The 24,713-nt window shown below is 60.3% G+C and carries 26 protein-coding genes and 2 pseudogenes; 14 read left to right on the top strand and 14 right to left on the bottom strand.

What is annotated here, in order from left to right:
• Nucleotides 1-118 precede the first annotated feature (118 nt).
• Nucleotides 119-797, top strand: a pseudogene (locus AC1DUP_RS20180) (DnaT-like ssDNA-binding protein).
• 16 nt (nt 798-813) lie between these two features.
• On the opposite strand, the gene AC1DUP_RS20175 reads toward AC1DUP_RS20180, so the two are convergent.
• Entirely contained in the window at nt 814-1,014 is a 201-nt protein-coding gene (locus tag AC1DUP_RS20175; RefSeq protein ID WP_113302053.1) for a hypothetical protein, read from the bottom strand.
• A gap of 313 nt (nt 1,015-1,327) precedes the next feature.
• Here AC1DUP_RS20175 and AC1DUP_RS20170 point away from each other — a divergent pair, with 313 nt between their 5' ends.
• Nucleotides 1,328-1,621: a hypothetical protein gene (locus tag AC1DUP_RS20170; RefSeq protein ID WP_477833994.1), complete on the top strand. Its 294-nt coding sequence runs from the start codon at nt 1,328-1,330 to the stop codon at nt 1,619-1,621.
• 8 nt (nt 1,622-1,629) lie between these two features.
• On the opposite strand, the gene AC1DUP_RS20165 is transcribed toward AC1DUP_RS20170, so the two are convergent.
• Entirely contained in the window at nt 1,630-2,139 is a 510-nt protein-coding gene (locus tag AC1DUP_RS20165; RefSeq protein ID WP_113309744.1) for a lipocalin family protein, read from the bottom strand.
• Nucleotides 2,140-2,220: 81 nt separating this feature from the next.
• Between AC1DUP_RS20165 and AC1DUP_RS20160 the strand changes: the two genes are divergently transcribed.
• From AC1DUP_RS20160 to AC1DUP_RS20150, 3 genes and pseudogenes are all read left to right on the top strand, one after another.
• Nucleotides 2,221-2,463 (top strand): peptidoglycan-binding protein, encoded by a 243-nt coding sequence (locus tag AC1DUP_RS20160; RefSeq protein ID WP_162748526.1) that lies wholly within the window; start codon nt 2,221-2,223, stop codon nt 2,461-2,463.
• Nucleotides 2,412-2,864 carry a lysozyme family protein gene (locus tag AC1DUP_RS20155; RefSeq protein ID WP_113309743.1) on the top strand — a complete coding sequence of 151 codons (453 nt, stop codon included), beginning with the start codon at nt 2,412-2,414 and terminating at the stop codon, nt 2,862-2,864. The genes AC1DUP_RS20160 and AC1DUP_RS20155 overlap by 52 nt, the downstream gene beginning before the upstream one ends.
• Before the next feature lie 31 nt (nt 2,865-2,895).
• Nucleotides 2,896-3,168: pseudogene (locus AC1DUP_RS20150) on the top strand (DUF1515 domain-containing protein); the annotation flags it as partial.
• Here AC1DUP_RS20150 and AC1DUP_RS20145 read toward each other — a convergent pair.
• Both AC1DUP_RS20145 and AC1DUP_RS20140 read right to left on the bottom strand, forming a co-directional pair.
• Complete coding sequence (locus AC1DUP_RS20145; protein WP_162748525.1) at nt 3,067-3,411, bottom strand: hypothetical protein; 345 nt, start codon at nt 3,409-3,411, stop codon at nt 3,067-3,069. The pseudogene AC1DUP_RS20150 and the gene AC1DUP_RS20145 sit on opposite strands and share 102 nt — an antisense overlap.
• Before the next feature lie 101 nt (nt 3,412-3,512).
• Nucleotides 3,513-3,791 (bottom strand): hypothetical protein, encoded by a 279-nt coding sequence (locus AC1DUP_RS20140; protein WP_113309741.1) that lies wholly within the window; start codon nt 3,789-3,791, stop codon nt 3,513-3,515.
• Between the two features lie 478 nt (nt 3,792-4,269).
• On the opposite strand from AC1DUP_RS20140, the gene AC1DUP_RS20135 reads away from it, so the two are divergent.
• Nucleotides 4,270-4,755, top strand: a complete 486-nt coding sequence (locus AC1DUP_RS20135) for a hypothetical protein (RefSeq protein ID WP_477833990.1) — start codon at nt 4,270-4,272, stop codon at nt 4,753-4,755.
• A 37-nt stretch (nt 4,756-4,792) separates the two neighbouring features.
• Here AC1DUP_RS20135 and AC1DUP_RS20130 read toward each other — a convergent pair whose 3' ends face one another.
• The 7 genes from AC1DUP_RS20130 to AC1DUP_RS20100 all read right to left on the bottom strand — a co-directional run bounded on the left by AC1DUP_RS20130 (nt 4,793) and on the right by AC1DUP_RS20100 (nt 8,186).
• Complete coding sequence (locus AC1DUP_RS20130; protein WP_113309739.1) at nt 4,793-5,167, bottom strand: thermonuclease family protein; 375 nt, start codon at nt 5,165-5,167, stop codon at nt 4,793-4,795.
• Complete coding sequence (locus AC1DUP_RS20125) at nt 5,164-5,352, bottom strand: hypothetical protein (protein ID WP_113309755.1); 189 nt, start codon at nt 5,350-5,352, stop codon at nt 5,164-5,166. Before AC1DUP_RS20125 ends, AC1DUP_RS20130 begins: the two co-directional genes overlap by 4 nt.
• Nucleotides 5,353-5,388: 36 nt before the next feature.
• Nucleotides 5,389-5,664, bottom strand: coding sequence for a hypothetical protein (locus AC1DUP_RS20120; protein WP_477833987.1), 276 nt, complete (start codon nt 5,662-5,664; stop codon nt 5,389-5,391).
• Nucleotides 5,642-5,908: a hypothetical protein gene (locus tag AC1DUP_RS20115; RefSeq protein WP_113309738.1), complete on the bottom strand. Its 267-nt coding sequence runs from the start codon at nt 5,906-5,908 to the stop codon at nt 5,642-5,644. The genes AC1DUP_RS20120 and AC1DUP_RS20115 overlap by 23 nt, the downstream gene beginning before the upstream one ends.
• 485 nt (nt 5,909-6,393) lie before the next feature.
• A complete protein-coding gene (locus tag AC1DUP_RS20110; RefSeq protein WP_113309736.1) occupies nt 6,394-6,798 on the bottom strand; it encodes a type II toxin-antitoxin system VapC family toxin in 405 nt (134 codons plus the stop codon).
• Nucleotides 6,755-7,042: a type II toxin-antitoxin system VapB family antitoxin gene (locus tag AC1DUP_RS20105; RefSeq protein WP_477833985.1), complete on the bottom strand. Its 288-nt coding sequence runs from the start codon at nt 7,040-7,042 to the stop codon at nt 6,755-6,757. Before AC1DUP_RS20105 ends, AC1DUP_RS20110 begins: the two co-directional genes overlap by 44 nt.
• A gap of 91 nt (nt 7,043-7,133) precedes the next feature.
• Entirely contained in the window at nt 7,134-8,186 is a 1,053-nt protein-coding gene (locus AC1DUP_RS20100) for a LysR substrate-binding domain-containing protein (RefSeq protein WP_477833983.1), read from the bottom strand.
• A gap of 143 nt (nt 8,187-8,329) precedes the next feature.
• On the opposite strand from AC1DUP_RS20100, the gene AC1DUP_RS20095 reads away from it, so the two are divergent.
• Genes AC1DUP_RS20095 through fhuB form a run of 3 tightly spaced genes read left to right on the top strand, consistent with a single transcriptional unit; the run spans nt 8,330 to nt 13,349 of the window.
• A complete protein-coding gene (locus AC1DUP_RS20095; RefSeq protein WP_113309735.1) occupies nt 8,330-10,474 on the top strand; it encodes a TonB-dependent siderophore receptor in 2,145 nt (714 codons plus the stop codon).
• Complete coding sequence (locus tag AC1DUP_RS20090; protein ID WP_113309734.1) at nt 10,468-11,385, top strand: iron-siderophore ABC transporter substrate-binding protein; 918 nt, start codon at nt 10,468-10,470, stop codon at nt 11,383-11,385. The genes AC1DUP_RS20095 and AC1DUP_RS20090 overlap by 7 nt, the downstream gene beginning before the upstream one ends.
• Complete coding sequence (fhuB, locus tag AC1DUP_RS20085; RefSeq protein WP_162748524.1) at nt 11,382-13,349, top strand: Fe(3+)-hydroxamate ABC transporter permease FhuB; 1,968 nt, start codon at nt 11,382-11,384, stop codon at nt 13,347-13,349. The genes AC1DUP_RS20090 and fhuB overlap by 4 nt, the downstream gene beginning before the upstream one ends.
• Nucleotides 13,350-13,370: 21 nt before the next feature.
• Here the strand turns inward: fhuB and AC1DUP_RS20080 are convergent, their stop codons facing one another.
• A complete protein-coding gene (locus tag AC1DUP_RS20080) occupies nt 13,371-15,698 on the bottom strand; it encodes an EAL domain-containing protein (RefSeq protein WP_113309733.1) in 2,328 nt (775 codons plus the stop codon).
• Between the two features lie 180 nt (nt 15,699-15,878).
• Between AC1DUP_RS20080 and AC1DUP_RS20075 the strand changes: the two genes are divergently transcribed.
• The gene (locus AC1DUP_RS20075) at nt 15,879-16,685 is read left to right on the top strand and encodes a transporter substrate-binding domain-containing protein (RefSeq protein WP_113309732.1); all 807 of its coding nucleotides are present in this window, start codon (nt 15,879-15,881) and stop codon (nt 16,683-16,685) included.
• 30 nt (nt 16,686-16,715) lie between these two features.
• On the opposite strand, the gene AC1DUP_RS20070 is transcribed toward AC1DUP_RS20075, so the two are convergent.
• The gene (locus AC1DUP_RS20070; RefSeq protein ID WP_113309753.1) at nt 16,716-18,257 is read right to left on the bottom strand and encodes a cation:proton antiporter domain-containing protein; all 1,542 of its coding nucleotides are present in this window, start codon (nt 18,255-18,257) and stop codon (nt 16,716-16,718) included.
• 104 nt (nt 18,258-18,361) lie between these two features.
• On the opposite strand from AC1DUP_RS20070, the gene AC1DUP_RS20065 reads away from it, so the two are divergent.
• Nucleotides 18,362-19,585 carry an NAD(P)/FAD-dependent oxidoreductase gene (locus AC1DUP_RS20065; protein ID WP_113309731.1) on the top strand — a complete coding sequence of 408 codons (1,224 nt, stop codon included), beginning with the start codon at nt 18,362-18,364 and terminating at the stop codon, nt 19,583-19,585.
• A gap of 360 nt (nt 19,586-19,945) precedes the next feature.
• Here the strand turns inward: AC1DUP_RS20065 and ftsZ are convergent, their stop codons facing one another.
• The gene (gene ftsZ / locus AC1DUP_RS20060; RefSeq protein ID WP_113298018.1) at nt 19,946-20,968 is read right to left on the bottom strand and encodes a cell division protein FtsZ; all 1,023 of its coding nucleotides are present in this window, start codon (nt 20,966-20,968) and stop codon (nt 19,946-19,948) included.
• A gap of 210 nt (nt 20,969-21,178) precedes the next feature.
• Here ftsZ and AC1DUP_RS20055 point away from each other — a divergent pair, with 210 nt between their 5' ends.
• From AC1DUP_RS20055 to AC1DUP_RS20045, 3 genes are all read left to right on the top strand, one after another.
• On the top strand, nt 21,179-21,952 hold the full coding sequence (locus AC1DUP_RS20055; protein WP_113298017.1) for a DeoR/GlpR family DNA-binding transcription regulator: 774 nt from the start codon (nt 21,179-21,181) through the stop codon (nt 21,950-21,952).
• 112 nt (nt 21,953-22,064) lie between these two features.
• A complete protein-coding gene (gene glpD, locus AC1DUP_RS20050) occupies nt 22,065-23,594 on the top strand; it encodes a glycerol-3-phosphate dehydrogenase (protein ID WP_113309730.1) in 1,530 nt (509 codons plus the stop codon).
• Nucleotides 23,595-23,636: 42 nt separating this feature from the next.
• The gene (locus AC1DUP_RS20045) at nt 23,637-24,713 is read left to right on the top strand and encodes an ABC transporter ATP-binding protein (protein WP_113309729.1); all 1,077 of its coding nucleotides are present in this window, start codon (nt 23,637-23,639) and stop codon (nt 24,711-24,713) included.

Genomic DNA, 24,713 nt, shown 5'->3' with positions numbered 1-24,713 from the left:
GCTTAACCCGCTCACAAAGGTGGCGAAAACCGAGGAAAAGTAGGCCGTAGCGCACATAGCGACGATGCAGCGCGATTGGCTGTTTTGGCCCTTTCCCTGACTGCCTTGTATCTCTGCCATGGATGACCATCAGGCCGTAGACATGTTCAGATGCCATTTATTTCGATCACAGTGCGATCTGTATCGCGGGCCGTTTGGCTCAAGCCAGGCGGCCCGCACCCAAGCATCGTCTGCCGCTTCGAAATTTGGACCGGCAAGGGTGCACATCAACGCAAGGAAAGGGCAAGAAGTGGCTTTCATCGTCGAAACAGGCGCCGGCCTTCCAAATGCCGATGCGCTGATCTCCGTCGCATTCGCTGATACCTATCATCAGGGGTTCGGGAACACGTCCTGGACGGGCGATGAGGCTGCAAAGGAAGGCGCCATTCGTCGAGCGACGGCGTTCATGAGCAATTCCTACTCGCGGCAGGGCGCAATCGCTCGCCTGGCCCCGGGCCGGCGTCGAAGATGCGGAATGCTACGGCATCCGCATCGACCAAATCCCGATCGAGGTGAAGAACGCCACAGCAGAGGCTGCCCTTCGCGAACTCGTGGCGCCTGGCTGCATGAACCCGGATTTCACGGCGTCTGCCACGGTCAAACGGGAGAAGGTCGGACAGCTCGAAGTCGAGTATGCGAATGGGTCGATTTCCGCCGATGCGCAGCGCGCGGTCCTGATGGCGGTCCGCGACGTGATTGGGCAGTTCCTCAAGGCCGGCGGCGGTAACGCGCTCGTGGGCGAGGCGTATCGGGTATGAATTAGGCGCCCTGTAGCTACCAAAGAGTCTTGATAGCTAGAACGATCGCCAAAAAACACATCAGCCAAAGGACTACCTGACCGGAAGCCCCTTTGAACTCAATGCCGAAGGCTTTGAACTCGAGAGGTCCAACGGTTTGGCGCAACGTGCTGACCACGAGTAGGGAGAATAGTGCTGCGGCAGGAAGGCCGAAAATGACATGGAATTTATCGGTCATTACCGATCCAAGCGTCTTCCCACTCGGAGACTGAGCTGTGAACCACTCCGAGATCTGGCGTCCGAACGCAAGAAGTATTAATAGGAACGGCAAAACCAGCAGCCATATCCCTAGGATAGACCATAGAGTAGCAGAATTCGTCTTGTTGCTTGATTTTGGTTTTACTTGTCCATTCTCATCCATCTTCGCCCCTTACGACCCCAATACATCGCATCACACATCGTGAGGTGAAGCAAGGACATACAGATGCACAGCCCGCTCTATATTCGCCTACAGGGCACAGCGCAGCGCCTTATCACTAAGTATGGGCAAGTTGGCACAATCCGTCGCATCGCGCCGCCCGATCCGGTCACCGGTGGGGATGGTGCCGACGGATTATCCCTGCCGCATGTTCCCGGCCGCCTATGACCGCAAATACGTGGATGGCACGAACATCCTAACGTCGGACAAGCAGCTTTACATCGGCTCCATCGGGCTAGGCGTCTCGCCGAGGGTTGGAGACGTGGCGATCGGCGCTGACGGCACGGAATATCACGTCATCCACGACGATCCGAACAACTATGACGGCATGACGAACGTCGTTTTCATTCTATTGGGAAGGGTATGAGGCTCGGTTTATAGGCTTTTTAGTAAAGCGTCGCTTACCTCACGCCCTGTGTGGGGTGTTCTAACGAGCTTCGCAAGATCGAAGCCCTGTCGGCAAGCTTCGTCCAGGTATTCTTGGAGAGCGGCTTCCGGGATGAAGCTTTGTCGAGCGAGAACCCAAAGAAACTTGCGGTCCGGGGTCCCGACCAGAGAGATTTGATAATCAGGGTCAATCTTTAGCACCCAATAGTCCCCGTCCGTGAATGGCAGCCACCGGAGAGCAGCCGGGAGAAAGTTGACTTTCAATTTTGCGTTCGTGTTATCAACCGCACTGGCCTCGCCGACCGCGTTGGTTGGCTTGTTGGTTTCGTCGAAGCAACGATTGTCAACCCGAACCTTACCGTCGGGATTTAGGGAATAATTCGCTGTGATATCGGTAGCGAGCTCGTCTTCGTACTTAATGGGAAGGCGAGCAATCTCATACCAGCGCCCAAGATAGCGGTTTAAATCAAGGCTCGGGACCGAGGTGACGTCGCTCATTGCTTTTCTCCTTCAGTGATCAGTCGCAACGGGCCGTCGGGGATTCAGTTCCAGCCGGCGCACATTGGCGCGCCCACGAATGTGGCCAGGCTCGATAATCTGGCGCCCGGTGTCTCCTATGTCGTCTTCGACGGCAACGTGAATTCCGGCGTCTCCCAGTCCATCAAATGGCTGCAGCGTGCGTTGCAGGGCCTTGGGCTCTATCAGGGCGCGATTGACGGCATCATTGGGGAGGGGACATCCTGGCGGCGGCTGCCGTCAACGACAACGATATGTTGTTCGCACGCATCATCGAGCGCCGTGAAGCGTTCCTCCGAGCTCTGAAGACCTTCAAGACCTTCGAAAAGGGCTGGATCAGCCGCATCAGGGACGTGAAGGCCGTCGGGCAGGCTTGGGCCACCGGATCTGTCGGCCCTGAAGTCAGCCACCAGCCCGGCGGCGAGGCCATGGCCTTCCTATCCAGCGCCAAGGCGGCGCCGACGCTGGCCGTGGCAGATGATTCGACTGGCAACGGCGTGGGCTCTGGTGGCATCGCTGTGACCCTCCAGCAGGTGCAGGATCAGCTTTCGCCCCTGCGCTACTCCAGCGAGCTTATCGGCAAGGTGGTTGCCGGCTTGATCAACGTGAGCGCCGTCCTGACGATCGGTGGCTTTGCCTATCGCTGGTACGCGAAGCGCAAGAAGGACCGGCTCAGAGATGCCCTCGATATCCCGGTGGCGTCATGACCATCGGAACCCTGCTTAAGCTCGCCCTCGCCAAGCCAAGCAGATCGGCCATCTCGACACCACGGTCGCAATGAGCGGCGGTGTCGACGCCCAGATCCGCGAGGAAATCAAAGCCCTCAAGGAGACCGTTGACCGCAATCATGCTTCAGTCCAGCCTGCCTTGGAGGAGTGGAAGCGAATGAGGACGCTCGGGGTAGGAATCTCAGGGCTGATTACGTTCGCTGGCCTGACGATCGGCGGCATTGTTGCACACATCGGAGACGGTGCAGTTGCTTCCATCCGGCATTGGCTGAAGATTGACTGAGCAGCCAAGGCTCGACAGGAAGTGCTCCTCTAATTCGCTACATACGCTCATATAATGGACGAGAATTAATTCGTGATCACCGTCGTCGCTTAGGTATTTCTCTTTGGACTCAACGGCATCGCCATAGGTCTCGATTAGTTCGGTCAAATGGTTTGCCATTGGCGCATACGGTCGGAGTTCTGAATGCTTATCGAGCAAAGCTTTCAGGCCGAAATGAAAACTGGCAGATCTGACTTCGTGCACTTTGCCTACCACTTACAATACGCTGCGTTTATTGCTCGTCCTCCCAGGTCAACCCTGAACAAGAGGTGAAGAGCCAAGGGACGGCGTCAGCCGTGCATGTCCTAGCTGGCGCGTTTCAAGGGGCGGTGGGACGACGAAGGGGGCGTATCCGCGGGTTCGGATTCGGCGAGTTCCTTACTGCCGCGAAGTTGCGCGATGCCTAGCTGAACGACTTTGATCATATCGGTCATCCGCTGGCCGTAGCCGTCTTGGTATTGTTCCAGCGTAGGGGTATTGAGCGTGACGTCGAGCAGCGCAGAAATGCGATTTTCTGTCACCGCTTTAGCGCCGGCGGTCCAAACCCGTTTGAACAATATTCGATCTGATTCAATAATTGGCATGATGTTCCGCTAGTTGATTGACCCCAACGCGGCAGAGCTAGCGGCGAGCCCTTCGTCATCAAGTGGACTAAAGTCCGATTCTACGAGAACATTTCCCGTTGTTGCTATAACGCATCACATAGAGAAAGCGACTGTATCTGTAAAATCAGCTCGTCTTGAGAAGATATATACTTCCCCGTGCAAAACGCTCATGGGATATTATCACCTATGGAGTGCTTTTAGATTGGGCGGTAGTTACCGTTCGGCATTGGCTGAAGATCGACTAGGCGCGCTTCGCAGGCGCGGCACGAACATTGGTCCTGTTTGTATCTAGTCACTATTCGGTTGAGTAATGCATTTGATCAGGCATAGTCCCAGCATGGTTGATCTATCGTTTCCTTGGCCCATTGGTCCCGTCCCAATAGCCCTGACCGCTTGGGCGTCATACGGGCTCTACCGTGCGATTGTGACGCGGGACGGGCTTACGTGGGTGTCCGCAGTGTCAACACTGGGGGTGGTGGCATTTCTGGCTGCACTTGCCGCCCACATTGTCAAACCCGCTTTCAACCTTTTTTTTGTGATTATGCTTGCCCAGTTTCTCGCTACAGCTGCGTGCTTCCTGTTTGCCAAGTTACTCTGGTCTATAAAAAAAACGAAACCGGTGCAGTCACTCAGACGGCAACCAAGTGGAAAACTGCTTCGCGGCATAGCCGCTATGGCTAGCTTCCTGCTTATTATGGATGGAGCTTTCTATTTATTCCCCGACGCAGGCAAGTGTGAACATTTCAAAGATTACCTGGCTGATAAGTGTGCTGCGAAGGAACTATTCATAGGGATTCACGACCTTCCAGTGGTGATTTATTTTTGTGTCGTTTTGGGCGTTCTTGCGCTGGTCGCGCTGATTTTATACGTTTGGTTGATGATCAAGACAGCTGGTCTTCCAATGGCCGACGAATCAGATACGGAAAACAGTCCCAGCGGATAGCGTTTGGTTTCCGGGCCTGGTGCGGTTCTCTTGGGCGTTAGTCTGCGCACCAGTCGTTCCTATGGTGCGGCCGCCACTCCCTGGCGAAACCCTCATCGAGCAGCTTGGCCCCAATCTCTTCCCCATTCGTTCGATAGATGTTGATCAGCGGGCGATGCTTCGGTGTGTTGTCGTAGCCCTTGATTTCGATACGCAGTCCGCGTTCTTCCAAAAGCTCTTTCAGCCTTCCCTTGGCGATTAGCGCCAGCTTCCGTTCCTTGATGCACTTCGCGTGCGATCCGATCTCCGGGGTGTCTATGCCCCACTGGAACGGAACTCCTCCTCCCAGCAATCGCATGAGCTGCCCATCGCAGCGCACGGTGTCGCCGTCTACCGCAGTCAGGGTGGCGCACATCAGCATTCCGGCGATCATTGCGGTCTAACCTGTCCGGTGGTCTGTTCCTTGTAGGGATAGTGCTCCCAGCACCACCAACGGGTCTCCTCGGCCTTGTTGGTCGCAAACCCCAATCCTCCCCACTTCCCGCAGCCCGTGACAGAGCAATAGTGCTCGACGATCACGTTCGCCCCTGGCGCCGTCGAATGGCCTTCGTTGCTCATGCCGCGTCATCTCCCGTGATAAACCGTGCATCTCTTTCAGTTTGGCGTGATGGTCCTCGACCATCCTTGACGCTTCCCGCGCGTCGCAGCCCACCCCTGTTGCGGCATGATGCGTCGACGCACCCATGAGGCAAACCCGCCGTTCCAGCGCCACAGGTGCTCTTTGCCAGAGGTCGTGGTGTCGACCTGGATGCGGCCGAATAGTTCCTCCGCATCATACCCCGAGAAGTCCTGCTTATTTTCACCGGGCCAGGTCTCGCGCCATTGGTGCCGCGGTTTGTATTCTTCATCACTGCAGGTTTCGGCGTCCATTGATCCGGTCGCTCTGGATTCTGAGTAACGCGCTCAAGACGACCATTCCCAAGACTTCGCTGAACTCTTCTGTGCTCGGCCCGTCTGATGACCAGCGCTGCAAAGGTTCACCGGCGACAGACATCAGCAGTTCGGCGGCGGCAGGTGTGCGGTAAGCTGCAATCTGCCAACGGTTTTCTCGATCGAGAAAACGCCAGCGTGCAACCTGCTTGTTGGGAAGGCGGATTTCATCGAAGCGTTTCATTTGGGAACGCTAAGGTGACGGGTTACAAACAATAGCGGGGCCGCACAGCACTCTTTGGTGGCGAAACAAGGAGGTAGCTGCACGGCCCGCTCACCTTGCAAGGTGTTCTTTCATTCTGGGAGACGATGAAAACCGCGCCGGCGCGCTCATGATCTCCTGGCGGTTTGCGGGCATCAGCGCGTTTGTCTCGGCGATGATCTCCGCGGTCATCTGCATCCCGTTGGCCGCATCATTCGGCTGGATCGTGGGCCTGCCGCCTGCGTCTACCGTTGACCTGATGTTTCTGATGGACCGCGTTCTGAGCCTCAGGCTCGGAGAACATTGGATCACATATGCTACGGAGCTATGGCTACTTCCTACTATCTTCGTCTGTGCGCTGGGATATCTCGTCGTTAGCCAAAAGACGCGCGGATGGACGATCGATGCCGTCGGATCCGAAGCCTGTGTGAATTGTCCTGACGATTTGCGGGCCGGCGTTGGCGATATCACGGAACGGTTTCGATATCAGTCTCACTAAATTTATTATCTGTCGCCAGAATTGGAACGCGATAGTATTTCGCGCAGGCGTAGTGGAGGCAGTCGCCAAGGTTAAGGCCCCTGCGGCCGGCGCGATATCGATGCGCAGCGAAAAGAGCGAGATGCGTTGTTTCACGAGCCGGGGGAAGGTCGCGGATCTCGATGCTACGAGCCTCCAGGAATTCCATTAGCAGCGCTTCCACCGCATCAAGCGGCAAACCAAACTTGTCGGGTCGCGCTAGCCCCGAAGCCGCCTCGAGCGTTGCGACAGGAGAGGTGAATGGGTCAAGTGCCACCACGATCGCGTCGGATACCCGCTTGGCCTCCGGTTCATCCGACAAGAGGGCGATGATCGCGCAGGCGTCGATGAACATCAGCCTTCGTCCCACAGGGAATCAAAGACCTCATGGAAAGCGGCTTGCGAGAGGATGGCGTCAGGGAAATACCATACTTCTTCCTGAGTCGGGCTGCAGTCTCGGCCGGGCTCTCGCGACTGGTGCGACGTTCGATAGCCTCTTTCATGGCGATCACAATCGCATCAGTAATATTGACCCCGGCCATGGTGGCGAACGCCCGGGTCAGAGCATCCGCCTCTGTGTTGTTGACGTCGATGGCCATCGCCGACTCCATGTAGATAATTCTCTCAAATAATGCAGATCACTTTATTCTTCATTCCAAGCTTTGAAGTTGGATGGCAGATGGATCTGCGTCACAGATCGACTTCACGCCCTTCCTCGTCCGGTCTCGACAGATCAAGTTCGGCCCCGACAAGCGGCGAACGGCGCAATGCAGACAAAGTCGTGTCCGATGGTTCGCAAGACACCGGCGCTTTGACTGTCCTGTCGGAAGCCGGAGGGCTGATCTTCTGCCGGTGCCGGCCAATGAAAGCCTTGGTGGCAGGCGAACTTTCGCCCTTGCGGTAGGCGATCGCCACGTCTGACGTCACCGTGACGCTCTGAAGCGGCCGGTAGTGGATATCGGGCAGTTCCACCCGGCTCATGGATTGCGGCACGAGCGCGATACCGGTGCCGATGCCAACGAGGGCGGCGATTTCCGTGAAGTCGTGGGCGATGGCCCTGACTGATGGTTCGAAGCCGGCCTCCCGGCAGGCCTGCAGGGTGTTGCGGTAGAAGCCGACTTCCTGCGGTTGGCGCGGCGTGATGAAGGTATTGTCGGCCAGTCGGGAGAGCGTGTCGATAACGCGCTCTGAGAATTCGTGATCCGCGGGCACCATGGCAACCAGCGGCTCGCGCAGCAGGACCTGCACAATAACGCCTGATGGGATCGGCGCCGGCGCGCGGATATAACCGAAATCGAGCAGGCCGTCGGCAATGCGCTGCAGCTGCTGGCGCAGTTCCATTTCCTGCAGCTCGACCTCGACATAGGGATAATCGCGTTTGAACTCCCTGATGGAGCCGACGACCGCGCCGGAATAAGCCGCCGACGCCACATAGCCGATCGAGATGCGCCCGCTTTCGCCGCGGCCTGCACGGTGGATGGCCGCGACGGTTGCCTCGGTCTGCACCAGCACCTTGCGCGCTTCCTGGAACAGGATCTCGCCGGAATGAGTGAGTTGCACGCCCCGGCGGGTCCGGTCGAGCAGCGGCGTTCCGACGATCTTTTCAAGGCTCCTGATCTGCTGGCTGAGGCCTGGCTGGGCGATACCGAGGCGGGCCGCAGCGCGCTCGAAGTTCCGCTCCTCGACGAGGGTGACAAGATACCTCAAATGCCGGAGTTCAAAGCCGGGGTCGGACAGGGCCAATTCTCTCTCCTGGAAGAATTCAAATCTATGGCATTAGGCGCGTTTCATAAATCAGACTTATGAAAAATTCGAGCCTCGTTTATTGGACCTTGGAAAAATAACATGATTAGAAAAATCCAGTTTTCCAATGTAACGGGCTTTCGATGACTGGTTCTCCTCACCTGCTCAAATTCGTTTCGACGACGGCGCTGGCAAGCGCGCTTCTGGCGCCGCTGTTTCCGGCTACTGCGCAGGAAGTCAATCCGACGACGCTTGCCCCGATCGTCATCAGCGGCTCCAAGAATGAGGACCCGACGGCGCCGGTTAAGGGATTTGTCGCAAGGACGAGTGCGACTGCCACCAAGACCGGTACGCCGCTGCTCGAAACCCAGCAATCCATCTCGGTGCTGACGGCTGACCAGCTGAAGTCGCAGGGTGCCGAAACCGTCGGCCAGGCGCTCGATTATGTGCCCGGGGTCGTCGGCGAGCCCTATGGCGCCGATCCGCGCTTTGATTCCCCGCGTATCCGCGGCTTCGACAGCCGTCAGGCGCAATTCCTCAACGGACTGCGCATGATGCGCACCGCAGGTGCCCCAGCGGTCGATCCCTATCAGCTCGAGCGTATCGAAGTGCTGCGTGGTCCGGCGTCGGTCATGTACGGCCAGGGCAATCCGGGCGGCATGATCAATCTCATCAGCAAGCGGCCGGTCTTCGAACGTTTCGGCGAGGTCGGCGTACAGGCTGGCAGCTATGACACCTATGGCACCTATTTCGATTTCGGCGACATCATGCCCGGCAATTCCGATTTCGCCTATCGTCTGACCGGATTGGCAAGGACGGCCTCGGCGCAGGTCGACGAGCTTGACAATGACCGCTACTTCATTGCGCCAGCGCTCACTTGGCAACCGGATGACGATACCAAACTGACGATCTTGACCAGCGTCCAGCACGATAATCCGAGCACGCCGTCCGGCTTGCCACCACAGCTCACCCTCGACGCTTCGGGCGCCAACCGCTTGTCGCGGGATTTCTTCGTCGGCGATAAGAGCTTCGACAGGTCCGACCGGACGCTGACCAATCTCGGCTATGAACTCGAACATCGCCTGAACGACACCTGGACCTTCCGCCAGAACCTGCGCTACCAGAATTTCGACTGGAACTATCAGGCCCTCGGCATGTCGACGACCGGCCTTACTGGCGGGCGGACGATCAACCGCAACGCCACTATCCAGGATGAGCTGCTCAACACCTTCAATGTCGACAATAACCTGCTTGCGGAATTCGATACCGGCGAGATCCAGCACAAGGTGCTCTTCGGTCTGGATTACCGCTACTACGACAACAATGTCGGCACCCAGTTCTGGCGCGCCACGCCGCTCGATGCCTTCAATCCGGTCTATGGCTCGGTCAAGCTGATTGCGCCGACGCTCAGCACCAAAGTCGATTCGCAGATGACGCAGGTCGGCCTCTATGTGCAGGACGAGCTTGCTTATGAGAACTGGCGCGCGACGGCAGCCCTTCGCCAGGATTGGGCAAGCACTGAGGGCACCTCGACGAACCGGCTGACTGGCGTATCGCGCTCCCTCGACAAGGACGACCAGAAGCTGACCGGTCGCGCCGGCCTCAGCTATGTCTTCGACAACGGCATCGCCCCCTATATCAGCTATGCCACCTCCTTCGAGCCAGTGCCGGTGCCGGCGACCGGCGGGCCGCTGCAGCCAACAACGGGCGAACAGGTGGAAGTCGGCGTCAAATATCAGCCGGAGGGCTGGAATGGTTTCTTCACTGTCGCCGCCTATGACCTGAAGCAGAAGAATGTTCTGACGATAATCGCGCTGCCGTCCGGTGGCACGACGACGGGGCAGATCGGCGAGGTCGACGTCAAGGGCATCGAGCTGGAAGGGGTCACCAGCCTGACCGACGGCCTCGATCTGCGGGCTGCCTACACTTACATGCAGGCTGAAATCGTCGGCGGCATCGACGACGGAAATCGTCCGGACAATGTGCCCGAACATGCCGCCAGCCTCTGGCTCGACTATACCTTCCCCGAGGATATGGCGCTTGAAGGCTTCGGTCTCGGCGGTGGCGTGCGCTATGTCGGCCAGCGCTATGGCGACACCAAGAACACACTCGATCTTGACGCCGTCACCCTCTTCGATGCAGCAGTGCATTACAAGAAGGACAATGTGACCACCTCGCTGAACGTGAAGAACCTTGCCGACAAGGATTATGTTGCAAGCTGCAGCTCCTTCGGCTGCACCTATGGCGATGGCAGAACGGTGATGGGCAAGCTGACCTTTCAATGGTGAGTGAATTTCGCGACGCATATGGAAAGAGCATCAGCCGTCGGCAGGCGCTTGCACTGCTGGCGGCATTCGCTGTTCCGGGAAAAACCTTCGCGGAAACGCGCCAATCCCTTCCAAAGCGCATCGCGGCGATCGACTGGGCCATGCTGGAAACGCTGGCGGCTCTCGGCGTCATGCCGATCGCCGCGACCGAACTCGTGCAGTTTCGCAAGGATGCCGTCGAGCCGGTGCTGGATGAGAGCGTTGCCGATCTTGGCCTGCGCGGATCGCCCAACCTCGAACTCCTGCGTCTCTTACGCCCGGACCTCATTCTGATTTCACCCTTCTATGCCAGGTTCGAGGCGAGCTTTCGGGCGATCGCGCCAACCTTGTCGCTGCCCTTCTACAACAGGGGCGAGCCGCCCTATGCGAAGGCAATCATCGCCGTTTCGGCACTGGCAAGTGAACTCGGCCTCGACGAGCGTGGCCGCGAAGTCGTGGCCAAACAGGCAGCCCTTGTCGAGGAGGCACGCCTCAGCTTGCAGGGCTTTGCATCGCGGCCGACCTATCTCGTCAATATCGGGGATGCGAGGCACGTCCGCGTCTTCGGCGCCGACAGCATGTTCGGCGATATCCTTTCCAGGCTTGGCCTGCCGAACGCCTGGACGGACCGCTCCCGTTATACGTTCGCCGCTCCGGTGCCGATCGAAAACCTGGCTGCCGAGCCGGAAGCGCGCATTGTCATCATCTCCGATATCCCTGTCGAAGCGCGCAACGGCCTCAAGAACAGCATGATCTGGCAGTCGCTGCAGCCGGTGCGGGACGGGCGTGTGCTGATGCTTGGCAATATCAATCCCTATGGCGGCGTCGCAGCCGCTGCCCGCTTCACGCAGCTCTTCAAGACGGCCTTGTCGTCGTCAGGAGAAACGCCGTGATCAGACCTGCTGCGCTCACTGTCGCGCTTCTCGCCTTCGTCGCTTCCGCCGGCCTCTTCCTGTGCGCGGCACTCAACCATCTGCCCTTCGCCGACTGGCCGTCCTTACCCTTCGATGCCGGGCAGATGACCACGCAGCAGATCATTTTCGCCTATGCCGTCCTGCCGCGCGGGGCAGTCGCGATTCTGGCCGGTGCAGCCCTCGGGCTTGCCGGCGCCCTCTTGCAGCGATTGCTTCGCAACCCGATTGCCGATCCCTCGACGCTCGGCGTCTCCTCAGGCGCGCAGCTTGCGATCGTCGCTGCCACGCTGTTCTTTCCCGAGGTGCTCGATGGCTACCGCGCTTTTGTGGCGCTTGCCGGTGCTGCCACGGCCACGGCGCTCGTCTTCCTGCTCGGCTGGCGGCGCAGCTTCGAGCCCATCACCATGGCGGTTTCCGGCCTGCTGGTTGGCATCACCTGCAGCGCGCTGTCAGCAGCGATGACCCTGTCTCAGGGCGAATATCTGATGTCGCTCGTCACCTGGAATGGCGGTTCGCTCAGCCAGCAGGACTGGTCGGCGACGGTGACACTCGGCCTGGAGCTGCTGCTCGGTCTTGTCATCACCGTGCTTCTTCTGCGTCCGCTGACCCTGCTCGGCCTCGGCGACAGCGGTGCGCGCTCGCTGGGTGTGGCGCTCGTCGGCACGCGCATTGCCGTTGCAAGCCTTGCCGTAGCCCTCAGCGCTGGCGTTGCTGCCGCCGTCGGTCTCGTCAGCTTTGTCGGCCTGGCCGCCCCCGCGCTCATGCGCCTGCTCGGTGCGCGCACGACACGCAGCATCCTGCTTCTCTCGCCTGTCGCCGGTGGCTTGCTGTTGTGGTTCTGCGATGGTGTCGTGCAACTGCTCGCTTCCTCGGCGGGCGAGACTTTCCCGACGGGATCGGTGACCGCACTGATCGGCGGGCCGTTGCTGCTCTGGCTGCTGCCGCAGGTGCGTGCCGTCGAGCCGCCGCAGCCGCCCGATAGCGTCGTCGTTTCCCGGGCACCGCTGTCGCGCCTCATCCTGATCCTCTGCCTGCTCCCGCCGCTCGTCTGGGCGGCCCTCTTCGTCGCGCGCCTGCCGGATGGGTGGACGTTGCTTCGCGGCGAGCTCTTCTGGGAACTGTTTCCCGCCCGCTGGCCGCGCCTGGTCGCATCTGCCGCCGCCGGCGGCCTGCTTGCCATGGCGGGCGCCATGCTGCAGCGCCTCACCGGCAATCCGATGGCAAGCCCCGAGGTCCTGGGGGTCAGCGGTGGGGCCGGCGTCGGTTATGCCATTGCCTTGAGCTTTTCCGCCAATGCCGACGCGGCTGGTCTTTTCGTCGGCGCCGGCGGCGGTGCGATCGTCGTCCTCGTCGTTGTGGCCCTCTTTGCCGCCCGCCGGCATCTGCCGCCCGAACGCCTGCTGCTTGCCGGCATTTCCGTCAGCGCCTTCAGCTCGGCGATCCTGAGCGCACTTCTTGCTGTCGGCGACCAGCGTGCCTGGCAGATCCTTGCCTGGCTCGGCGGTTCGGCTGCGGCCGCCACGCCGCAAACGGCTACGTTCCTCGCCGGCCTCACCGTCGTCATCCTGGCCGTCGGTCTGATCTTCACGCGATGGATGACCATTCTGCCGCTCGGGGCACCCGTCGCGCTTGCGCTCGGCTTGCCGCTCGTCGGTGCCCGCACGATGATGGTGCTGACGGCAGGCATTGCGACCGCTGCCGCCTCGCTGCTTGTCGGCCCCTTGAGCTTCGTCGGCCTGATGGCCCCGCATATCGCCCACCGGGCCGGTTTCGAAAAGGCAGGCAGCAGGCTTTTCGCCGCCGCGGTCATAGGGGCTGTGCTGATGGTGATCGCAGATCTCGGTGCCCGCACCGTGACCTTCCCCTACGATCTGCCGCTCGGCCTGTTTGCCGCTTTCGCAGGCGCCCCCTATCTCGTCTGGATGATGGGAAAACGGCCATGAGGGGAGCAGTCGCGGAAGAGATCAGCCGCGCGAATAGGATGCGGCAACCGACTGGGGCATCATTACTTCGATCGAAGGGAATAATTTCAGGAATTCGACCAGAGGCACGGGGCGGGAGAGAAGGAAGCCCTGCAGGTCGTTGCAGCCGGCTGCGACGAGAAAGTCTCTCTGCCCCTCCGTCTCCACGCCTTCCGCCGTCGTCGCCTTTCCGAGCGTGCGGCTCAAACCCAGGATCGCGGAAACGATGGCGGCGCCCTCTGCCTGAGCCCCAAGCAAGCTGACGAATGAGCGATCGATCTTGATCCGGTCGATGTTGAATTGAACGAGATGGCTTAGCGACGAAAAACCGGTGCCGAAATCGTCGAGGGCAATTCGGATCCCCTGGGATCGGAGTCGGCCAAGCGTTGCCTGCGCATTTTCATCGATATTGAAGAGTGCAGCTTCCGTCAGTTCCAATTCCAGCCGCGATGGCGGCAGGCCGGTTTCCGCCAGGATCGAAAGCACATGGCGGTCGAAGTCCCGATGCCGGATTTGCGAGGGTGAAACATTGACGGCGACCGACATGTCGGCTGGCCAGCAAGCCGCCGCTTGCGTGGCATTCCTGAGGACCCACTCGCCCAGCTGGTCGATCATGCCAGCCTCTTCTGCAATGGGGATGAACTTGTCGGGCGACAGAAGCCCTTGGGTGGGATGGCGCCATCGCACGAGGGCCTCAGCACCCGATAGCTGCCGAGGCGCGTCGGCACGATGCACGCCTTGAAAGAAGACCTCCAGATGGCCCGGATTACCCGAACGCGAATTGTCCGGAATGCCGGAAAGCTGCACTTGATCTTCCAGCACGAGACGAAGATCGTTCTTGAGATTTTCCCGCGCTTCGACCCTATGATCGAGAGAGGGTTCATACTCGATCAAGCAGCCGCGCCCGTTGGTCTTGGCTTCATAGAGCGCAACATCCGCACGCCGCAAAAATTCGCTGGTTGCCTGGGTCGTGTCACGAAAGGTGGCGATGCCGATCGAGCAGCCTATGCGGACGACGACGTCGCCTCCGCGAAGCTGAAACGGCTTGCTCAAGGCCTCGATTATGGCGTTGCAAAGGACAATATGGGTGTCGTCGGCTTCCCTCGCATCGGGAAGAAGCAGGGCAAACTCATCGCCGCCGAGGCGGGCAAGTGTATCGCCCGATTTCATCAGGGCGTTCATCCGGTCGACGGCGCTGCGCAGAAGCTCGTCGCCGGCGGCATGTCCATGGATGTCGTTCACCTCCTTGAACTTGTCGAGATCGACGAGGGCAAGGACGGCGCGTCGGCCGGGGGATTTCATGGCCGCAAGGCATTGCTCGAAGCGAGCCGCAAACAGCGCCCGGTTCGGCAGGCCCGTCAAAACGTCATGAAGCGATAGATGCCGCGCATGATGTTCGCTGGCGCTGAGTTCTCTAAGGCTGCGGCGCAAACGACCCATCAGTGCGAAGAAGAGCCCGGCAATGACCAGGCCGGCAATGGAGAGGACCGGAACAAGCCGGCCGATGACGCGTGAGCCCGGCAGGTCCGGCGTCCAGATAACAAAGCCGATAGGCTCTCCGGTAGCCGTCGCCTCTATTTGAAACGCAACCTCATTTTGCTCCTGATCGGCGGTGCGGGCATAGCGCGCGCCGGCCAATCCCTGTTCGCGGCTCAGTGTATCGAGCGTGATGCCGTCGAGGAAGCGGAACGTCACGAGGTAGAGCCTGTTGCCGTCATTCCCCTCCTGCGGATCCACTTTCGAAGACCCCATGACCGAAACGACGCCGGCAACCGAAGGGCGGCCCTCCAGCCGCATCAGCTCCACCTGGCTCGGTTCCGGTTCGGAGCTCGGCCCCTGCGGCGCACCGTGCTGCCTTGCTTCGAGATCCTGGATCATCGGCTGAAGCAGCGGCCGCACCCATTTGAAGCGACGTTTCGTTTCGGGATCCGATTGCAGGGCAAGCTCGCCTGCCGGGGTCACGAGGAATGCCGCGTTGTAGCCGAAGACCGTTGTTGCGATCTTCCCGAATGTCGCTGCGGATGTCGCGCCAGCGCGGTCGCTCTTGCCGCTCGCGGTTGCTGAATCCGCCACCAGCAGCGAGGCATAACCTGCGCCCATCAGCTGGATATCCTGCGACACGCGCTTGACTTGATCCTGAAGGCGGCTGTTGACGAGTTGTCGCTGACGATCAAGGGCGGCTGCATCGCTTTCCTCTCCCGCCCAAATGGCGGCGAGGAATACAAGCCCAAGAATTGCCAGCCCGCTGATCGCAAGCAGGAGCAATATCGACCCGGACGACGCCCAGGTCGCTCTGTGAGCAAATAGTCGTGATGATTGACGAGCAGACACGGAACCTCCTCCCACGGAGTTCCGATACTGGCCTTGATTGATTACGAAAAGCTTTTCAAGCAGCCGTAAATTAACGGCTGAAAAGTGATGAGCTTTTTAATCGTTGTGTGGTTGGCTGCTTGCTGCGTGACGCTTGCCCGATGCAACGTTGGCAAGATAACTCCAAGATAAGGTGATGTTATGTTGCGATTTATATATAGTTTCCGCTTGAAATTTCTCGCATTGTCTTTTGCCGCCCTTATATCGGCGAGTATTCTTGAGCCCGCTATTGTCTCAGCTGCGGAAAACGACAGCATCCGTATAGCGGTCGAGGGCGCATTTCCGCCGTTCAACTATCTCGATTCCAACAATCAGCTTCAAGGCTTCGACGTGGATTTCGCCAAGGCCCTTTGCGAGACGGCAAAATTGAAATGCGAATTCGTCATCCAGGAATGGACTGCGATGATCCCGAACCTGCTGGATAACAAGTATGACGCGATCATCTCGTCAATGTCGATGAGCGCAGAGCGGCGCGAAAAGGTTGCCTTCACCCAGAAATATTATGACAGCCCGTCGGTCTTCATCGCGCCCAAAAAATCCGGCATTGCCGGCACCTCACCCGATGATCTGAAGAACATACGGCTCGGTGTGACAGCGGCGACCTCCCAGGAAGCCTATGCCAAGAAGTTCTATAGTGGCGTCGCGACGACCGTGTTCCCTGCATCTCCGGATCTCTACAAGGGTCTTGCCGACGGCAAGGTCGACATCATCCTGGAAGACAAGCTGGCGGTCTACGACTGGCTCGCAAACACCAAAGCGGGCAGCTGCTGCGCCTTCAAGGGCGAAGATATCAAGAATACCGAATATTTCGGTGACGGCGCCGGTATCGCCGTGCGCCCTTCCGACAAGGCGTTGCTGGACAAGCTCAATGCTGCGCTGGAGACGATCCAGGCCGGCGACACCTACGATACGATCAACGCGAAATATTTCCCGTTCAGCATCCGCTGAGGGCGCGCCGCCTCGCTCGTTCTTGATGACCTAGCTCTCGGTCATGCGCCGATCCTCGTCGGGGCCGACCGAGAGCTGCTTCCAGTCCAGGTCCTCCTGCAGTTCCAGATATTGGGTCGGGCCGATCTGGTCCGTGTCTCGCAGTTCCTCGAGGCGCTGGCGCTGGGCGATCACCGCTGCGATCGTCAGATCGCGGCGTCGGATGAGCTGCGAGGCCTCATCCGTATTGGCCGGCGCGTTCCAATGATCCTTGCTGACTGCGCGGAGCGCCGCGGCTTCGGCACCATCTTCCTTCTCCAGTCGCTGAAATGCGGCTTCGGCAAGCGACCGTCGGGCCGCCTCGAACTCATCGCGGACTTCCGCCTGCCGCCCGAGTTTTAGAAAGTGGATCATCGGGGCGAGTGTCGCTCCCTGGATGACGAGCGTTGCGAGCACGACCGCAAAGGCCGTCAGCACGACGAGGTCCCGCTCAGGAAAATCGGCAGGCAGGGCAAAGGCGGTCGCGAGCGTGACAAGGCCACGCATGCCGGACCAGCCGACCAGAAAGGTCTCGCCGTTGGTAAACGGCGCCAGCACATTGCCGCGCCGGTGGCGTGAAGCGACGATCGCATGCAGCAGGAAGGCCATGGCCAGGCGCGCCAGGATGACGCCGCCGACGACGATGGCGGCAAAATAGAGGGCCCGTTCCAGCGCGTCGGCGGACATGGATTCAAGAATACGGCGGGCCTGCAGGCCCATGAGCAGGAAAGCGACTACGTTCAGCAGGAAGACGACCGTCGTCCAGACGGCGAAGGAATGTACCCGCATGCGCGGGGAATCATCGACCGTTGAAAGCGTGGCGATCGTCATGGCGCTCGCAACCGTCGCCAGCACCGCCGAAAGGTGCAGATGCTCGGCGATCAGCCAGGTCGAAAAGGCATAGACGAACTGCAGCAGCGTGCCGCCGACCGTATTTTCGGTGATGGGGCGCAGCCGTGAGACGAGGAAGCCGAAGACGATGCCGAAGAGAATGCCGCCGGGTGCGGCAAAGCCGATCTGCAGCGCGGTTGCGCCATCGAGCCCGCCGCGTGCCTGGACTGTCAGTGCCGCTCCAAACAGCAACAGCGCCGTTGCGTCATTGAACAGGCTTTCGCCCTTGAGCAACGCATCCACACGCCGATCCACCGGCAGATTGGAAAGCACGGCGGTCGCTGCAGCAGCATCGGGCGGGGCAACGATGGCGCCGAGCGTGACGGCCACCGCAATCGGCAGGCCAACAGTCAGCATGCTGATCGAGACCACCAGGCCGGTCGTGACCAGAACGGCAATCACGGCATAAAAGATCAGCGGCAGCACCATGCGCCGCGCAGCACCCATCGGGAAGTCATAGGCGGAGTCGACGAGCACCGGCGCGATGAACAGGGCAAGCGCCGTCGGCGGATCGATCGGGATAACAGGCGCGCCGGGCAGCATCGCCACGCAGACCCCGGCAGCAGCCAGAATGCCGGGATAGGGCAGATGCATGCGCCGGGTGATCTGCAGGAGCAGGATGGCGACAGCCAGCAAGGCAACAAGGGTTTCAAAGAAGGTCATGTCGGCATAGTAGCAGGCTTTCGGGCGCATTGAAGCGGGGGCAGCTCCCATGTAAAGCTGAAGCCTATCAAGGTGATGACGAAGCACGTGGCGGAGGGGTGACGATGGACTACGACGTGGCTGTTATCGGCGCTGGCGCAGCGGGCATTGCTGCCGCACGAAAGCTTACCGATGCCGGGCGCTCGGTCGTCATCCTCGAGGCCAGCAACCGCGTCGGCGGCCGGGCCTGGACGATCGAACTGTCAGGCATGCCGCTCGATATGGGTTGCGGCTGGCTGCATTCGGCCGAACGCAATCCCCTTGTCGCAATCGGCCGTGCGGCCGGCTTTACGATCGAGCGCGGGCCGACGGCCTGGCAGAATCAGTGGCGCGATCTCGGTTTCTCGCCGGAGGAACGTCGGGCTGCCGCCGCTGCCTGGGAAGCGCTTGAAGAGCGCCTGCGCGTCAATCCACCCGAAAGCGACCGGGCGTCGGACGCGCTGGAGCCGGATGGCGAGTGGAATGCCTATTGCCAGTCGCTCAGCGGCTATCTGAACGGCGCACCGCTGGAGCGACTGTCGGTCGCCGATTTCCTTGCCTATGACAATGCCGCGACTAACGCCAACTGGCGGGTGCACGAAGGCTATGGAAACCTGATCGGTGCTTCCGTTCCTGATGTGCTCCTGCGCCTGTCGACACCGGTTCGCCGTATTGCCCTGACCGGTCAAGGCGTGCGGCTGGAAACCGACCGCGGCCCGGTCGCGGCGGGTGCGGCGATCGTCACGGTCTCGACCAATGTTCTTGGCCGCGGCACCATCGCCTTCGACCCTGAGGCCGATGACCATCTGCATGCCGCAGCGCAATTGCCGCTCGGCCTCGCAGACAAACTGTTCCTGGAGCTCACCGGCAATCACGGTCTTGAGCCGGAAACCCATCTGCTCGGCGATGTCAGGAGTGACGAGACCGGCAGCTATTATATCCGGCCGCTCGGCCGCCCGGTCGTCGAAGGCTTCTTCGGCGGAAAGGGCGCCGTCGTCATCGAACAGTCCGGCCTGCTCGACGCCTTCACCTTCGCCCTCGACCAGCTGTCATCGCTCATCGGAAACAATATTCGCCGCCACCTGCGGCCTCTGGCCGCCTCGTCATGGTGCCACACGGATTGGGTTCGCGGCTCCTACAGCCATGCGCTACCCGGCCATGCAGGCGCCCGCACCATCCTTGCACGACCGGTCGCCGACCGGCTGTTCTTCGCTGGCGAGGCGACACATCAATCGGACTTCTCGACCGCACATGGCGCTTGGGAAAGTGGCTTGCGTGCCGCCGACGAGGTGATCGGGGTGATTGGCTAGAGACCGGTTCGACCAGTCCAGGCTTTGCGCGCTTCGCCGTCCGGCCCAAGGGCGCGGTCCAATTTTCCCCAGTTTCGAATTGCCGTCCGGCATAAAGGACGCGCAGGATCACGACCTGCGTCGGTTCAAGCACGAATGCCAGGCTTACGCGGCGCTCAAAACCGACGATAGCGCAAACCTGGCCGGACATGATCACGAACGTTGCCACTAACTTAGAGGTGGGGCGACCTCATAGGCCTTCAGCATCTTACCGCTGAGAGAGTCGAGATGACGACGTGGTTGCAGCCACTCTCATCTCTCTCAAATGCTCTTGCCCGTTGCCGCTAAAAGAAACCGCCTGAGTCAAGCGATCCTGTCAGGCTATTGCAGCATGCGGCCCTGGAGTTGCTCGGCAGTGAAGCCCGGCGCGGCAGCGGTTGCGCCGGCGCCGTCAAGGCCGGTCGCAACGACAGCAACGCGGAACCTGCCGTCCAGGCTGCGATCGAAGATCGCGCCGACGACGATTTCGGCGTCGTCCTGCACCTCGTCGCGAATGCGGCTTGCGGCCTCGTCGACCTCAAACAGCGTCATGTCCGAGCCGCCGGAGATCGAGATCAGCACGCCCTTGGCGCCCTTCATCGAGATATCGTCGAGCAACGGGTTGGCGATGGCCGCTTCCGCTGCCTTCATCGCCCGGCCCTCGCCGCTGGCTTCGCCGGTACCCATCATCGCCCGGCCCATGCCGCGCATGACGGATTTCACATCGGCGAAGTCCAGGTTGATCAAGCCTTCCTTGACGATGAGGTCGGTGATGCAGCCAACCCCGGAATAGAGCACCCGGTCGGCCGTCATGAAGGCATCGGCGAAGGTGGTCTTGGCGTCGGCAATGCGGAAGAGGTTCTGGTTGGGAATCACGATAACGGTATCGGCTGCCTGGCGCAGCGCTTCGATGCCGGCTTCCGCCATTTTCATTCGGCGATTGCCTTCGAAGGTGAAGGGCTTGGTGACGACGCCGACGGTCAGGATGCCGGCCGAACGGGCCGCATGCGCAATGACGGGTGCCGCACCCGTGCCCGTGCCGCCGCCCATGCCGGCGGTAACGAAGCACATGTGCGAACCGCTCAGGTGATCCATGATCTCGTCGAGCGATTCCTCTGCGGCGGCGCGGCCGACTTCCGGCAAGGAGCCGGCGCCGAGGCCTTCGGTGACATGGGCGCCAAGCTGGATGCGACGCGATGCCTTGGAGGTCGCCAGCACCTGCGCGTCCGTATTTGCAGCGATGAAATCGACACCGGCCAGTTTCTCGGCGATCATGTTGTTGATCGCGTTACCGCCGCCGCCGCCGACGCCAATCACCGTAATCTGCGGCCGTAGTCCCGTAATGCCGCTCTTGGCGTCTGTCATCGAACTCTCCTTTTGTCCCTCGTGCATGCTCCGCCCCGTCGCGGACAGCGAATCGCATAATACGCTAAGCGCGCAACAAGGCAGAGGCGGGGCGAGCTTTGCAATATCCAAAGGGATTTCAGCACTCGATCATATTCAAACAAAACGCCCGGTGAGATTGCCCTCAAGGCAAGTTTCGCTAAAGATGAAAGCGAAACGAAGGGAGGGCGCATGTTTCTGTCGGATCGTCAGGAGAAGATCATCGCGCTTGCAAGATCGTCGGGCCGGGTGCTGGTCGATGATCTGGCAACGCAGTTTGCCGTGACACCGCAGACGATCCGCAAGGATCTGAACGATCTTTGCGATGCGCAGCTCCTGACGCGCATACATGGCGGTGCGACCTTCCCGCGCGGAACGGAAAATGTCCGCTACGACGCAAGGCGCCAGATCGCCGCGACGGAGAAACAGGCGATCGGCATTGCCGCAGCCGATCTTATCCCCAACAACAGTTCGCTTTTCATCAATATCGGCACGACGACAGAAGCCGTGGGCGAAGCCCTCTCCGATCATCACGAGTTGATGGTGATCACCAATAATATCAATGTTGCCAATAGATTACGACTGATCGACAATATCGAGGTGGTGATTGCCGGCGGCGTCGTGCGCCAGTCCGACGGCGGCATTGTCGGGGAAGCGGCCGTCGATTTCATCAGGCAGTTCAAGGTCGATTATGCCGTGATTGGCGCCTCGGCAATCGATCCTGACGGTGCCCTGCTCGATTACGATTTCCGCGAGGTCAAGGTGGCGCAGGCGATCATCGCCAATGCCAGACACGTCATCCTGGTGGCGGATTCGACCAAATTCGAACGGACCGCACCTGTTCGTATCGGCCAGATTTCGCAGGTCCATACCTTCATTACCGACCAATGCGATTCACCTTCCATCCGCAATATCTGTCAGCAGAGCGGCGTCGTTCTGGTCGAAACGGCGAAAGCCAATCGCTGATTTTAGCGGCGAGTAACATTCGTTTGACATTCGAAAAATTTTCGGTTTAATCGTCCTCACTTTCGCAATGGTTGGGGAAACTATTGCGCTTTCTGGCTCAAAGAGGGGGAGCATGAGCCGAATCCACGATATTTTCGTCATTGGCGGTGGGATCAACGGCTGCGGCATTGCGCGCGATGCGGTTGGCCGTGGTTATACGGTGGCCCTTGCCGAGATGAACGATTTCGCCTCAGGCACCTCGTCGGGCGCCACAAAGCTCATCCATGGGGGCTTGCGCTATCTCGAACATTACGAGTTCCGCCTGGTGCGGGAATCGTTGATGGAGCGCGAGATCCTGTGGGCCATGGCCCCCCACATCATCTGGCCCCTGCGTTTCGTGCTGCCCTATCACAAGGGCGGCATCCGGCCGGCCTGGATGATCCGCCTCGGCCTCTTCCTCTACGACCACTTGGGCGGCCGCAAGCTGTTGCCGCCGACATCGGTTCTCGACATGCGCTCCGATCCGGCCGGCAAGCCGCTGAAGGGCCTCTTCACCAAGGCCTTCGAATATTCCGACGGCTGGGTCGACGATGCCCGCATGGTGGTGCTGAATGCGCGCGATGCCGCCGACAAGGGCGCGCTGATCATGCCGCGCACCAAGGTCGTGTCGGCGAGACAGGAGAAGGGTGCCGACGAGAAGGGCGTCTGGACGATCGAGACGGTCAACACGGTAAGCGGCAAGAGCGAGCGCCATCAGGCCCGCATGCTCATCAATGCCGCCGGCCCCTGGGTCGATCATGTCATCCGCGCAGCCTTCGGCCAGAACGAGGCCCGCCATGTGCGCCTCGTGCAGGGCAGCCACATCATCGTCAGGAAGAAGTTCGATGGGCCACGCGCTTATTTCTTCCAGAACCCCGACAACCGCATCATCTTTGCCATCCCCTACGAGACCGATTTCACGCTGATCGGCACCACCGACCGCGATTACACAGCCGATCCGAAGGACGTGAAGATTTCCGAAGAGGAGACGCTCTATCTCTGCAATGCGGCATCGGAATATTTCAAGGAGCCGGTGAGGCCGGAGGATATCGTCTGGACCTATTCGGCGGTGCGGCCGCTCTTCGACGACGGCGCCTCGAAGGCACAGGAGGCGACGCGCGATTATGTGCTGAAGATCGAGGGCAAGGCCGGCGAGGCGCCGCTTCTCAATGTCTTCGGCGGCAAGCTCACCACCTACCGGCGGCTGTCGGAACATGCGCTGGAAAAGATCGGCGAAGCGATCGGTCTCAAGGGCAGGCCATGGACGGCGGGCAGCCATCTGCCGGGCGGCGACTTTCCGGTGCAGGGTTATGAGGGCGAAGTCAGCAAGCTGAAGAGCCGCTATCCGTTCCTGACCGATGCCCATGCCCGCCGGCTCGTACGCCGCTATGGCACCAGGGCAACCACGCTTCTCGGCGGCGCCCAGAAGATCGAGGATCTGGGCAGGCCGTTCGGATCCGACCTCTATGAGGCCGAGGTCGAATATCTCGTCCAACATGAATGGGCCAGGCACGCCGAAGACGTGCTCTGGCGAAGAACAAAGGATGGCCTGCGTCTTTCCAAGGAGCAGGTCAGATCACTGGAGGAGTACATGGCTGCCATGCCGGCGCAGATGGCCGGATAAGGTGGCGTGTGGTCCCCGTTGCGAGGAGGCACGGGAATCGGAATGCTGGAGCTGCGAAACGCCGCCAAGATGGTGGGCGCGGACTATCATATCTATCCGACCGATCTGGTTCTCGAGCGGGGCACGCTGAATGTCCTGCTGGGGCCAACCTTGTCGGGCAAGACATCGCTGATGCGTCTGATGGCGGGGCTTGATCGGCCGACCGAAGGCTCGGTGCATTTCGACGGCGCCGATGTCACCGGCATGCCGGTGCAGAAGCGCAAAGTCGCCATGGTCTACCAGCAGTTCATCAACTATCCGGCATTGACCGTCTACGAGAACATCGCCTCCCCGATGCGCATTTCCGGCAAGGATGCGGCTGCGGTCGATCGCGACGTGCGCAAGGCAGCCGAACTCCTGAAGCTCACGCCCTATCTCGATCGCACGCCGCTCAATCTCTCCGGCGGCCAGCAGCAGCGCACTGCGCTCGCGCGCGCCCTCGTCAAGAATGCCAGCCTGGTGCTGATGGATGAGCCGCTCGCCAATCTCGATTACAAACTGCGCGAGGAATTGCGCGAGGAATTGCCGAAGATCTTCGCCCAGTCGGGTGCGATCTTCGTCTACGCCACCACCGAGCCATCGGAGGCATTGCTGCTCGGTGGCAATACAGCGACGCTGAACGCCGGCCGCATCACCCAGTTCGGACCGACGATCGAGGTCTATCGCCGCCCGGTCGATCTCGCCACCGCCGGCATCTTCGCAGATCCGCCGCTGAACGCCATCGAGGTCACCAAATCGGGCCCTCTCTTCGTGCGCCCAGGCGGGGGCACGCTTCCGGTTCCGGCCCATCTTTCCACCGTGCCGGACGGGCCTGTCACCATCGCCTTTCATCCGCACCACCTCGGCCTTGCGCCGCAGACCGGCGATGCAGCCCGTCTGCAAGCGCGCACGCTGGTGTCCGAAATCACCGGTTCGGAGAGCTTTGTTCACCTCGACTATGACGGCGTGCGCTGGGTGATGCTGGCACACGGCATTCACGACATCGATCCGGACATGGAAATCGAGGCCTTTCTCGACACGCGCCACATGATGGCCTTCGGCGCCGACGGACAGGCCATCGCCACGGTCGGAAAGGTTTAG

The sequence above is a fragment of the Rhizobium sp. 01L419 genome (genome assembly GCF_056400025.1).
Note: the sequence above shows the minus strand (reverse complement) of the source record. Positions and strands in the feature narration are given on the sequence as shown.

Coding starts and splice junctions, on each gene's coding strand:
- AC1DUP_RS20130 (WP_113309739.1), bottom strand. CDS start 5,167: ATGATCGCCGGAATGCTGATGTGCGCCACCCTGACTGCGGTAGACGGC.
- AC1DUP_RS20110 (WP_113309736.1), bottom strand. CDS start 6,798: ATGTTCATCGACGCCTGCGCGATCATCGCCCTCTTGTCGGATGAACCG.
- ftsZ (WP_113298018.1), bottom strand. CDS start 20,968: ATGACAGACGCCAAGAGCGGCATTACGGGACTACGGCCGCAGATTACG.
- AC1DUP_RS20045 (WP_113309729.1), top strand. CDS start 23,637: ATGCTGGAGCTGCGAAACGCCGCCAAGATGGTGGGCGCGGACTATCAT.
- AC1DUP_RS20155 (WP_113309743.1), top strand. CDS start 2,412: ATGTTGTTCGCACGCATCATCGAGCGCCGTGAAGCGTTCCTCCGAGCT.
- AC1DUP_RS20095 (WP_113309735.1), top strand. CDS start 8,330: ATGACTGGTTCTCCTCACCTGCTCAAATTCGTTTCGACGACGGCGCTG.
- AC1DUP_RS20065 (WP_113309731.1), top strand. CDS start 18,362: ATGGACTACGACGTGGCTGTTATCGGCGCTGGCGCAGCGGGCATTGCT.
- AC1DUP_RS20070 (WP_113309753.1), bottom strand. CDS start 18,257: ATGACCTTCTTTGAAACCCTTGTTGCCTTGCTGGCTGTCGCCATCCTG.
- AC1DUP_RS20165 (WP_113309744.1), bottom strand. CDS start 2,139: ATGAGCGACGTCACCTCGGTCCCGAGCCTTGATTTAAACCGCTATCTT.
- glpD (WP_113309730.1), top strand. CDS start 22,065: ATGAGCCGAATCCACGATATTTTCGTCATTGGCGGTGGGATCAACGGC.
- AC1DUP_RS20105 (WP_477833985.1), bottom strand. CDS start 7,042: ATGGCCATCGACGTCAACAACACAGAGGCGGATGCTCTGACCCGGGCG.
- AC1DUP_RS20175 (WP_113302053.1), bottom strand. CDS start 1,014: ATGACCGATAAATTCCATGTCATTTTCGGCCTTCCTGCCGCAGCACTA.
- AC1DUP_RS20140 (WP_113309741.1), bottom strand. CDS start 3,791: ATGCCAATTATTGAATCAGATCGAATATTGTTCAAACGGGTTTGGACC.
- AC1DUP_RS20075 (WP_113309732.1), top strand. CDS start 15,879: ATGTTGCGATTTATATATAGTTTCCGCTTGAAATTTCTCGCATTGTCT.
- AC1DUP_RS20055 (WP_113298017.1), top strand. CDS start 21,179: ATGTTTCTGTCGGATCGTCAGGAGAAGATCATCGCGCTTGCAAGATCG.
- AC1DUP_RS20120 (WP_477833987.1), bottom strand. CDS start 5,664: ATGGACGCCGAAACCTGCAGTGATGAAGAATACAAACCGCGGCACCAA.
- AC1DUP_RS20090 (WP_113309734.1), top strand. CDS start 10,468: ATGGTGAGTGAATTTCGCGACGCATATGGAAAGAGCATCAGCCGTCGG.
- AC1DUP_RS20125 (WP_113309755.1), bottom strand. CDS start 5,352: ATGAGCAACGAAGGCCATTCGACGGCGCCAGGGGCGAACGTGATCGTC.
- AC1DUP_RS20115 (WP_113309738.1), bottom strand. CDS start 5,908: ATGAAACGCTTCGATGAAATCCGCCTTCCCAACAAGCAGGTTGCACGC.